Here is a 10,905-nt window from a genome sequence, read left to right as displayed (position 1 = left end):
CTTAATTTCTTCATCAGCAACAATGCGCCCTTCTTCCATATTGACCAAGAACATCTTGCCAGGCTCTAAACGCCCTTTTAAGGCTACGTTTTCTGGGGCAACTTCTAGGACTCCTGCTTCTGATGCCATAATTACCAGGTCATCCTTGGTCACGTAATAACGAGAGGGACGCAAACCATTGCGGTCTAATACCGCCCCTACCATTGTGCCGTCGGTAAAGGCGATGGAAGCTGGACCATCCCAAGGTTCCATCAAACAGGAATGATATTCATAAAACGCCTTCTGTTCGTCACTCATGGATTCGTGCGCCGTCCAGGGTTCGGGGATCATCATCATGACTGCATGGGGTAGCGATCGCCCTGCCAACACCAATAGTTCTAAAGTATTATCAAAAATACTGGAATCACTACCATCGATGTTAATTAGGTTTTGCACCTTTTTCATATCATCGCCAAATAGCTCCGACTCCAGTAGTGACTGGCGAGCGTGCATCCAGTTAATGTTCCCTCGTAGGGTGTTGATCTCCCCGTTATGGGCAATGTAGCGATAGGGGTGGGATCGCTCCCAACTGGGAAAAGTGTTAGTACTAAAGCGGGAATGTACCAAAGCCAAAGCACTCTCAAGATCGGGGTCGTGGAGTTCGGGATAATATTCCCCTACCTGCATCGGCATCAGCATCCCTTTATAGACAATTGTTCGACAAGAAACACTGGATTCATACCAAAACCGATCGCCCATTTCTCGACGCACTGCTTTATGCGATCGCTTGCGAATCACGAACAGTTTTCGTTCAAAGGCAGATTCATCTAGATCGGCTGCTCGTTGGATAAACACTTGCTGCATAAACGGTTCGCTCGATTGAGCAGTTTTTCCCAAAGTCGAGTCATTGGTGGGTACGTCGCGCCACCCCAGAACTTTTTGCCCCTCCTCGGCAACAACCTCTTCAAATACTTTTCGTCCTTTTTCTCTGACTACAGAATCTGGAGAAGCATAAATCATTCCCACCCCATACTTCCCTGCTTCTGGCAAAGTAATATTTTCCTGGGCAGCCACCTTCTGCATAAACTTATGGGGTATCTGCATCAAAATCCCAGCCCCATCACCCGTATTGGTTTCAGCACCACAAGCCCCACGATGTTCGAGATTCGTTAAAATCGTCAAAGCCTGTTCTACAAGCTGGTGAGATTTCTGACCATTCATGTGGACGATAAACCCGACACCGCAGGCATCATGCTCGAAGCGAGGATCGTATAGACCCTGTTGGGCTGGATGTTGATGATGATTCATTGCAAAAAAGTAAATAATTGAAGTAGTGTTGGCAAAAACAAATAGTAATGAAGTTCTATTGAAGCTACCAAAGTTTAATCAAGTTTAATTCTGTGAGCTTTAGCTGCATATATATATACTTATTACGATCTTACCGAGAGAGTTGAAGGTGTCTGATTTTTTAAGGAAATGATCATAATCAGATTACAGAAGATTGCAAAATAATTAAAATCGTTTGTCTATCCCTAATGATTATTCTTAGCTATTAGTTATTAGTTTTTAGCATTACCCCTGTTAAGGTGAGCGGTTTGTATAGTTACTTCTGCCTTTTTAATTTTCCGAGATTGTTAGAGGTAAAGTGACAATAAAAGTAGAACCCTCTCCTAACTTAGAATCTAGATTGATTTGACCTTGAAGTAGCTTGACTAACTTATTCACAATTGCTAGTCCCAAACCCGTACTGTTCTGTGTCTTACTGGATTTGGCGTTGACTCGAAAATAAGGTTCAAAAATCTGAGCTTGAGATTCTGGTGAGATGCCAATGCCCGTATCGGCAACTACTAGCGACCATCGATTTGCTGTTTCAGTCAAGTAGCTAACCGTGATTGTTCCCGACTCAGTATAGCGAATCCCATTGCTAATTAAATTAGTAGCGATTTGTTGGAGTTTTAAAGGGTCAGTTTGAATTTGTTCTGGAGCGCGATCGCTATTATGGACGATCTTTAAGTTTTTTTGAGTGGCGGAAATTTCCAGAGTTTCTGTCACACTTTGAATCAGCGATCGCACATCACAAGATTGTAAATTTAAGGAAATCTTGCCGTTGTCGTAGCGAGAAATTTCTAAAACATCATTGATTAACCGCAGCAGTTGCTTGCTGTTAGTAATTACCTTTTCTGTTAACTGTAGATTTAAAGAAGTATCTTTTCCTCGAACTACTCTTTGCTGTTGCTGTAGCAAGAGAGTCGAAAAACCCATAATCGAATTCAAGGGAGATTTTAGTTCGTGAGCTAAATGAGAGATATCTTCTTTTTGCATCGCTACCAAGCGAGTTAATTCTTGATTATTCAGCAATAACTGACCGCGTATTTGCTCTAGTTGGGATAGTTGCATTGTCACATAACTTTCTAAAGACAAGGCGATCGTTCGATCTATCGCTGAATCGATTAACTCTACTGCTTGAAGTATATCCGCCCCCGAACTAGCCTGTAAATCTGATGCTAAAATAGTAAAAATAATCTTGCGCAGCAGACTATATTCTCGAACAATTTCAGCTACATCATAGCCTTGCTCTGCCCTGATAATTCCATGTTCCCAACTGTTGTCTTGTAATTTTTGCGGACGGTCTGTTATGGACTCAGAAAGCAACGTTGCGATCGCTTCAATAACTAAAGGAATACTGTTACGCACCGATTTGTAAGCCAGACCCTTAGAGCTTTCTATATCAATATCATCTCGGATCGAGTCAATCCAGCTTTCGACTATGGTATCGACTTTAGCCAACAAAGTTTTGCCAATATCTTTAGTCACGAGAAATTATAGGCTTGGGTAATAGTGGAGTAAAATTACTTTAATCTTTTAGAGATCTTGATGTCAAAGCCTCACGACAACTCATATAGGGTTTCTCAAATTGGTGAGGTACACCCAATCAACTTCAGATTCCTCACGAACAATAAGGTGTAATATCTTCGCCACATCGATCGGCGAGAAAACAAAGTGCGCGAAATCTTAATGCTATTAACTGTTCGTACAACGGATTAAATTTGCACAAGGCAGGAATACGAAAAATAACTTTACCAAATGCTTTTATTTCCCGCGCAAAGGGACATTGAGCAGGAATCCATTTAACAATGCGTCGTGCTGTATGTTCCCCTTTTATTTCCCAACTATCAAGCTTTTGTCTAATAAATTGTAGGGGATTAAGAAGTTTTGGTTGGCGATCTTGAATTAAATACGTCATCTTTTTCAATCTATTTCGTTTAACTTTAATTGCTATATTTATAAGTTAACAAAATATTTAATGAGTTTTTATATAAAAATCTTTTATGTTTAATTGACAAAATTTATATTTATAGTGGTTCTAATTAATTTCCTTACGATTCAAAGTTATCGTTTCGAGGCAAGAGGCAACAGAGAATAAGAAATAGTACGCTTTTTCTGATGGTTTTTATTTAGAACGACTATACAGGAAGAAATAAACCAGTTTATATGAAATACAAAACCCAATTGTTGACACAGTAAGATTGTGGAACGGGACGTATAAACCTGTCGGATTTCCCAACAGGACAGCCCCTTGTCTTGCACTTAATTGTTTTTAGTACTTTAAACTAAAAACTAGTAACTAATAACTAATAACTAATAACTAGAGAGATCGCTCGGTCAGTAGCTTAACCCGAACTCAGGTTAAATAGGAACTGTTTGATAATCTCGATCGCTTAAGAGAGAAATTGTCTCAAGTCTTGTATCGACTGACTCGATTTACGATCGCATCAATTACAGGATGGGATTTTATTTTGGATGCTTTATTCGTAGCAAACATTTAAGTATTTCATATTAGCAATCCTTTCCGTCTGTCTCCTACTATTGGTGTCTATGCTCTACCTAGTCTTCCATCTCTCTAACTAATCGCAAACTATAGCGATACAAAGCAATGGGTCGATCGCCTGCGGTAAAATAATCTGGATCTTGGGGGGAAAGATAAATAGCGGTAATTTTTTCTGCGTCTATGTTTCCCGAATCTAATAAGTGATAGTCGGAAGTAGTTTCTACTTCATTGAGATAAAGCCGTTCAGGAGATCTAAATAGTTGTTGAGTAACTTCTGTAGCGATAAATTCGCGATCGCTCGGTAATTCTCTAGCCCTTCCCGTGACCTTAGAAATTAGCTTTCTTTCTCCTCTTAAAAAGGTAATCTGTTGGTTGGGGTTGTCGGGGTCGGTTTTGACTCGATAAACATTTTCTTCGCCTAAATAGGCTTCGGCGATTTTTTTACCGTTAAAAGCTCGGTCTGCCACTACTATCGGTTGAGAAGATTTAAAGAAAGAAGATAAGCCTTGGGGGGCAGTGTAAAATTCTGTGCCAAATCTGACTTGAAACGAGATCGGGCGATCGAGATAATCGTTATTATCTTCAAAGCCAGGGCTAACAATATCTGGGGTTAGAGGGGCAAATTTTTCGATGAGACTGCTTTCTACATTCCAAGTCCCCGCCATCCACTCAGGGTATTCTAAGTCTCCTTTGGCAAGCTGTACTGGTGGCTTGTTATTCCATTGAGGGAATTGCTGAATGCGTTCTTGAATAGTTGCAGCTACTGCACTGTTAGTAAAACTGAAGAGTGTTAAGAAAACCAGCAGAATGCTGAATAATTGATGTTCGATCGTTGATAGTCGATAATTAGGAGTTTGTTTTTCTCGCATTCTGATAAATATGGAGCGATATATTATTAGCATTATTATCCCAGTTCTTAACGAGGCTGCAATAATTAAAGCAACTCTAGAAAAGCTTGCTGTCAATCCTAATTTAGAAATTATCGTTGCCGATGGAGGAAGTAAAGATAATACTCCCGATATAGCCCAAAAGCTAGGAGTAAAAACTATTATTGCTTCTGGAGGAAGGGCAGCACAAATGAATGCGGGGGCAAAAATAGCTGGTAGCAATATTTTGCTATTTCTCCACGTCGATACTCAATTGCCAGCTAATTTTATCCCTCTCATTACTCAGACTTTAAAACAGCCTGGAGTCATAGCGGGAGCGTTTGAATTGGCTATTGATGGTAAGGATAAATCTTTACGTTGGGTGGAAATGCTCGTTAAATTGCGATCGCATTGGTTTTCTCTTCCCTATGGCGATCAAGCTATTTTTATTACCAAAGCAGCTTTTCAAGACAGTGGCGGTTTTCCCGATCTGCTGATTATGGAAGACTTTGCTTTGATTCAACAGTTAAAAAAGCAAGGAAAAATTGCGATCGCTCCTGCTAAAGTAGTTACTTCTGCCCGACGCTGGCAAAAGTTGGGAGTTTGGCAAACAACTTTAATCAATCAGTTAATTATTATTGGTTATTATTTAGGAATTTCTCCAACTAAATTGAGTAATTTTTATCGCGATCGCGGCAAAAGATTTCATAAATAATTTATCTAAAAAGATCTGGATCTATTTTGATTGCGATCGAGGTCAAACTTAGATGCGATCGAGGTCACACAATTCCCAAAAATTAGTTTATCTTACTTAGTACAATCTGTATTATTTTGATAAAGTTGCTGTGAATTTAGTTGTTTTTTCTGTAGCTGTTTTAGTTAATAAAATTTTATAAAAGTAACAGACAAAGATTCAATAAACAGTTCATTATTTACGAATATTTTTACTTTTTAATTGAATTAAACCAATAGATTTTTATAGTTACTATCATGGCTGCTAATCAAAACATCACTACCAACTTTCAAGTTACGACGGAATGGACGCAAGGTTTTACAGGAGAAATACAATTAGTTAATAATGGCGATCGCTTTGATAACTGGGAAGTTCAATTCCAAGCTGACTTTGATATAGAACAGGTTTGGGGCGCAGAAATCGTCAGTCGTGACGGTAATACTTATACTCTTCGTGCCGATACTAATTTCGACCAAAATATTTTTTATCCTGGTGGTAGCAGAACTATTACTTTTAATGCTAATAAAAATAGCGATACAGTCGAAGCTCCTAGTAATTTCTTAGTAGGTGATAACCTGACAGAGAATATATCAGAAGCTATTGAAAATAATTTTGAAAGTGAATTAAATAATGAAACTATTACCGATAATTTCATTGAAGAAATAGATAATAGTCTGGAATTTGAAAACACAATTGAAGATATAGATCCTGAAAATGTTGAGGAATCAAATAACAATGTAGAATTAGATGACTCTGTAGAAGATATTGATAATAGTTGGGAATCAGAGGTAGAGCCTGACAATACTATTGAAGATATTAACCCTGAAAATATAGAAGATATCGAACCTGAGTTAAACGATACTATTTCTGAAGAAAATATACTTGAAGAAGTCGAAAACATTATCGAAGAAACTGGTGAAACCGTCACTGAAGACACCAACACCACAGATATAGTTGATGACGGTGGAATTACCAATCCTCAAACAGGTTCGGGGCAATTTAGATATGGAGAAGCCTTACAAAAATCTTTCCTTTTCTACGAAGCCAATCGTTCTGGAGAACTCCCCGAAGACAATCGTGTAGAATGGCGGGGAGACTCCGCAACAGACGACGGTTCTGATGTCGGCTTAGATTTAACTGGCGGTTATTACGATGCTGGCGATCACGTTAAATTTGGCTTGCCCATGTCAGCTACCAGTACTATGTTGGCTTGGGGCGGCGTAGAATACGGCGATGCTTACAAACAAGCTGGACAATACGACGAACTCCTCAAAGCCGTTAAATGGGCGACAGATTACTTCCTCAAAGCTCATATTACCGAAAATGGTAAAACCAAAGAATTCTACGCTCAAGTAGGCGACGGGGATGCAGATCATGCCGTTTGGATTGCTCCCGAAGACCTCAACATGGAACGACCAGCTTTTAAAGTCGATGCAGCTAATCCTGGTAGCGATGTGGCTGCGGGTACGGCTTCTGCTTTAGCTTCGGCTTCGATGCTATTTAGAGGTGTAGATGATGCCTATGCTGATGAGTTACTGAAAAATGCCGAACAGTTATTTGAATTTGCCGATACCTATCGTGGCAAATATAGCGATAGCATTCCCGAAGCCAATCCTTTCTACACTTCTTTTAGTGGTTATGCCGACGAATTAGCTGAAGGTGCAATGTGGCTTTACAAGGCTACAGGAAAGCAGGAATATTTAACTCGCGCTGAAGATATCTTCGACAATGAAGTAGGGTATCCTAGCGATTGGACTTGGATGACAGATAACAAATCTAATGCCGCTGCCTTGTTACTAGCGCAAGAAAGTAGCGATCCTAAATACCAACAAATGACCGAACAATGGTTAGATAGTTGGGTAGAAGGTACGGGTAATGTTAGTTATAGTCCTGGTGGCATGGCATTCCGTTATACATGGGGTTCTCTGGCTTTAAGTTCTTCCGCCGCCTTCCTCGCTGAATTGTATAACGACACGGTTAAAGAAGATTCTCGCTACAGCGATTTCGCCAACAATCAAATCGATTATGTTCTGGGAGATAATCCTGCCAACTTCAGTTATATGATTGGTTTTGGCGACAACTACTCCCAACAACCCCACCATAGAAGCTCTACTGGGGATGCCAATTATGGGGAAGCCAACGAGCATATTCTTTACGGTGCTTTGGTTGGTGGACCTGGATCTACCGATGATTTTGATTATAATGACGATCGCAATGATTGGATTACCAACGAAGTCGCTACTCCTTATAATGCACCTCTAACTTCGGCTTTGATCCAGCAATACGATGACTTTGGCGGCGATCCTCTCACCGACGCACAGCTTGACGATTTGGTTGGCGTTGATGTAGACGGAATTTAATCAAGGAATAACAAATTACAACTAATAAATATAAATAATAGGGTGAATAATGTTTACTCTATTATTTACTGATGTTACGCACTAACAGATCTGCTCTTTATGGTCATTACCTCACTTAGAGACATTCTCGAACGGCATCTTTTTTCATTTGGCATCGAAGGCAGTTGCTTTTGTTTCTGCCACAGTCTTAACCACTGATTACAAAAATCATCTACATCCCAAAAGATTTGTGTGATATCTAGTCTTGATGTCATCATAGAATTAGCTGAGATACTCGGTATTATGCTTATTCTGAGTTTACATCTCAGCCTTTCTTTTTCTCTAGATTTTCATCGAACTGACGTTTATTTAAGCCCTACTCCACTAGTCCGTCACTACAATTTTCCCTACCATTCCAGCAGGAGCATGACCTTTAATCGAACAGTGTAATTCGTATGTACCAGATTTCATCGGAGTCAAAACCCATTCTGCTTCTGCACCAGGCTTAAGTTCTAATTCGTGGATTGCTCCTTTGACTTCAACTTTTCCCGCCTGTACTTTTCTCGTCCAGCTAGCATCGGCAAAATCCTTAGATGTAAAGTAGTGTTTCTGGGGGCTAGGATTATCTAATAGCAATTTGTATGGTTTTCCAACTTCTAGCTGTATGTTACTAGGAAAAAATTTTAATTCTCCGCTACTACTACCCAAGCTGACTTTAACCTCGTTTATTTGAGAATCGGCTAGTGTAGTTGGCATCCAAAACAAACTAAGTACCAAAATTGCGACAATTAAGAAAATTAGATTTTGCCGTCTTTGTTGAATAGGTTCGCGATTAATTAATCTCATGGCATTTTAAGCAGAAAAACAATTTACTTACTCCCGTTCAATTGCCGAACGACCCCTCCATGACCTTTAGCCATAATCTCTGCCATCTGCTTTGAGTTGAAATGCTTGGCTTTGTCTATTCCTGGCTGGAACTTACCCGAAAGGGTTAAATAGTGAGTAAATATTCCTACTTTTTTCTCAACTATCCACATAGGGCGATCGCTTTGAATTCAACAAAACATGAGTAATGTAACAATCTTATTTGAAACTGTCGAAGCAGCACAAGAAGCCTCAAAGATATTAAATAAAATGAACAAACGACTAATTTCTTTACTAGGATTAATAGCTTTTATCGGGTGCGGATATTTGTGTTCGGTTAATCGTTCGAGACTAAGTTTGATCGTTATCGGGTAGTATTCGATCGCTTTGGTTTTGGCGAACGAGTACGAGGAATGATTTTCACGCAAATTTACCCTGTTGAAAATTACTTAAATCCCGAAGGTAAACCAGAAGTTATCTACCGCAAAGGACATAACTCTGGCAAAACTACTTTTAATGGTTAACTGCGCCCAAATCCTTTACCTCCTGGTTGTTTCCCTGGTTTCCTCTTCGATTTTTCCTTCTTTTCTTTTCCTGAGAATTCATCTCTTTGATTCTGCTCCGTTGTGGTCTCAGTAGATTCTGATTTATCTCTTTGAACCGACTCTTTTGTTGTTAATTTTGAAGTGTAAGGATTATCGAGCGATGTAGGTTGAGAGCTATTCTCTGAATTCTGTTGTTGCTTTTCCCATAAATCTGTGGCTAAGGTATGTAGATTTTGGGCTACTTCAACATAGACTATTAAGCTGTTACCAGGCGAGGATAAAGATTGTTAGGGAGATAACTGTTAGATAGTTGTTGAGCCGAAGTTTTCAGTTGCGATAATTTTTCGGGATTGTCAACCAAATCTTTAATTATTTCGACCAAATTTTCGTAACTATCAAAGAATAAAGTACAGTCATAAAACTCTTGAGATACATTATATTCTTTGGGCAAGAAGCCAGGTTTGGCAGCCCGCAGCATATTAAAAATCATGCCCGACTCTTTTGTTTTACCGTAAACTTCCGTGCTGTTTTTGCTGATGAATTGATTGTTTAATAAGATATCGCAATTGGCGATCGCTCGATCAAATTCTTCCCCATAGACGAAGGTATCGTGATACATCACTTCATATCCTGTAGAGATCAATCGCTCGATCGCCCTACCCATTTCTTCTTTTTCGCGGTCGGTCACATACCCCAAGAGATAAAGATCGACTCTGTCTTTGAGGATCTCGGCATTTTGTGACAAAACTTCAAACAAAGATAAGTAATCTCTTTTAGCTTGAGTAATTACCCCTGGAATACAAATTCGTAGTTTCTGATTGTCGGTCGAAGTATCTCCCATGCCTTCATAAATAGCAAAAGGAAAAATTGTAACGGGAGATTGGCAATTATATTCTTTTAATGCTTCTTTCTGTCCTTCGCTATGAACTATTAGCTGGAGGTTGTAGTTGCGAGCGAAATTTTCTAGCATTTTTTTGCGGATCGGTCGATAAAAGAAATAATCCCGTACCGCACGGGCTAAGATCCGAGAATATTGTCTATTTTGATCTTTATTTTTGAGACTGGGGATCAAAGTCTTGATCGCACGGTCTAAGTCGTCGTTATACCATTCCTCAATTTGGTGGACGTGAAAATATATGTCTTTAGTCTGAGGTGTAAAATTGCCAAATTCAAAATAATTGTCAAAGATGGTACAAATATGGATGCGATCAAATTCAATCTTTTCTGCATTACTTAACAAGGTTTTTAAAGATTGATTGTCTGCTAAAACTTCTAACCGACAATTCTCTGGCAAGCCATTTTCTTGTAATGCCTTTTGAATCGCAGGTAGGGTATAAACTATTATTTCGTTGTCGCAATTGCTAGCATAGGTTTTGACTAAACCATTAACAGCCGAGTAATGATTGGGTTCGCTTACTTCAAATATTCCAATTAGCATAAAAATTTTTAAAATTGACTAATAAACTATTAATACTTAAACCAAAATTATTAGTATACCTCTGCTATCTATTTAACATAAGTTCGGTCAACTTTGAAATGGAATCGGTTTTCTAGAATTTTAGGACAAAATTACCCTAGTCCAAGTGAATTGTAAATTATCCATTGGAGGATATACATTTTAAGTAGGTAGGCAGAGGTATACTAATAATTTTGGTTTAAGTATTAATAGTTTATTAGTCAATTTTAAAAATTTTTATGCTAATTGGAATATTTGAAGTAAGCGAACCCAATCATTACTCGGCTGTTAATG

Annotated in this window: 8 protein-coding genes and 2 pseudogenes; 2 read left to right on the top strand and 8 right to left on the bottom strand. The window is 38.9% G+C overall.

The annotated features are described in order from the left end of the window. From AC33VI_RS21920 to AC33VI_RS21905, 4 genes and pseudogenes are all read right to left on the bottom strand, one after another. Positions 1-1,287 (bottom strand): annotated as a pseudogene (locus tag AC33VI_RS21920) (glutamate synthase subunit alpha); the annotation flags it as partial. Between the two features lie 309 nt (positions 1,288-1,596). After that, entirely contained in the window at positions 1,597-2,793 is a 1,197-nt protein-coding gene (locus tag AC33VI_RS21915) for a sensor histidine kinase (protein WP_491784393.1), read from the bottom strand. A gap of 133 nt (positions 2,794-2,926) precedes the next feature. After that, entirely contained in the window at positions 2,927-3,223 is a 297-nt protein-coding gene (locus AC33VI_RS21910) for a Mo-dependent nitrogenase C-terminal domain-containing protein (RefSeq protein ID WP_491784392.1), read from the bottom strand. 641 nt (positions 3,224-3,864) lie between these two features. Then, a complete protein-coding gene (locus AC33VI_RS21905) occupies positions 3,865-4,677 on the bottom strand; it encodes a DUF6816 family protein (protein WP_491784391.1) in 813 nt (270 codons plus the stop codon). A 10-nt stretch (positions 4,678-4,687) separates the two neighbouring features. On the opposite strand from AC33VI_RS21905, the gene AC33VI_RS21900 reads away from it, so the two are divergent. Both AC33VI_RS21900 and AC33VI_RS21895 read left to right on the top strand, forming a co-directional pair. Further along, on the top strand, positions 4,688-5,389 hold the full coding sequence (locus AC33VI_RS21900) for a TIGR04283 family arsenosugar biosynthesis glycosyltransferase (protein WP_491784390.1): 702 nt from the start codon (positions 4,688-4,690) through the stop codon (positions 5,387-5,389). Positions 5,390-5,664: 275 nt separating this feature from the next. Then, entirely contained in the window at positions 5,665-7,767 is a 2,103-nt protein-coding gene (locus AC33VI_RS21895; protein WP_491784389.1) for a glycoside hydrolase family 9 protein, read from the top strand. A 98-nt stretch (positions 7,768-7,865) separates the two neighbouring features. On the opposite strand, the pseudogene AC33VI_RS21890 reads toward AC33VI_RS21895, so the two are convergent. From AC33VI_RS21890 to AC33VI_RS21875, 4 genes and pseudogenes are all read right to left on the bottom strand, one after another. Continuing rightward, positions 7,866-8,024, bottom strand: a pseudogene (locus tag AC33VI_RS21890) (IS982 family transposase); the annotation flags it as partial. Between the two features lie 106 nt (positions 8,025-8,130). Beyond that, positions 8,131-8,592: a cupredoxin domain-containing protein gene (locus AC33VI_RS21885; protein ID WP_491784388.1), complete on the bottom strand. Its 462-nt coding sequence runs from the start codon at positions 8,590-8,592 to the stop codon at positions 8,131-8,133. Between the two features lie 23 nt (positions 8,593-8,615). Next, positions 8,616-8,783: a hypothetical protein gene (locus AC33VI_RS21880; RefSeq protein ID WP_491784387.1), complete on the bottom strand. Its 168-nt coding sequence runs from the start codon at positions 8,781-8,783 to the stop codon at positions 8,616-8,618. A 628-nt stretch (positions 8,784-9,411) separates the two neighbouring features. Then, positions 9,412-10,593, bottom strand: a complete 1,182-nt coding sequence (locus AC33VI_RS21875) for a glycosyltransferase family protein (RefSeq protein WP_491784386.1) — start codon at positions 10,591-10,593, stop codon at positions 9,412-9,414. Between the last annotated feature and the right edge of the window lie 312 nt (positions 10,594-10,905).

The sequence above is a fragment of the Waterburya sp. genome (genome assembly GCF_058530065.1).
Note: the sequence above shows the minus strand (reverse complement) of the source record. Positions and strands in the feature narration are given on the sequence as shown.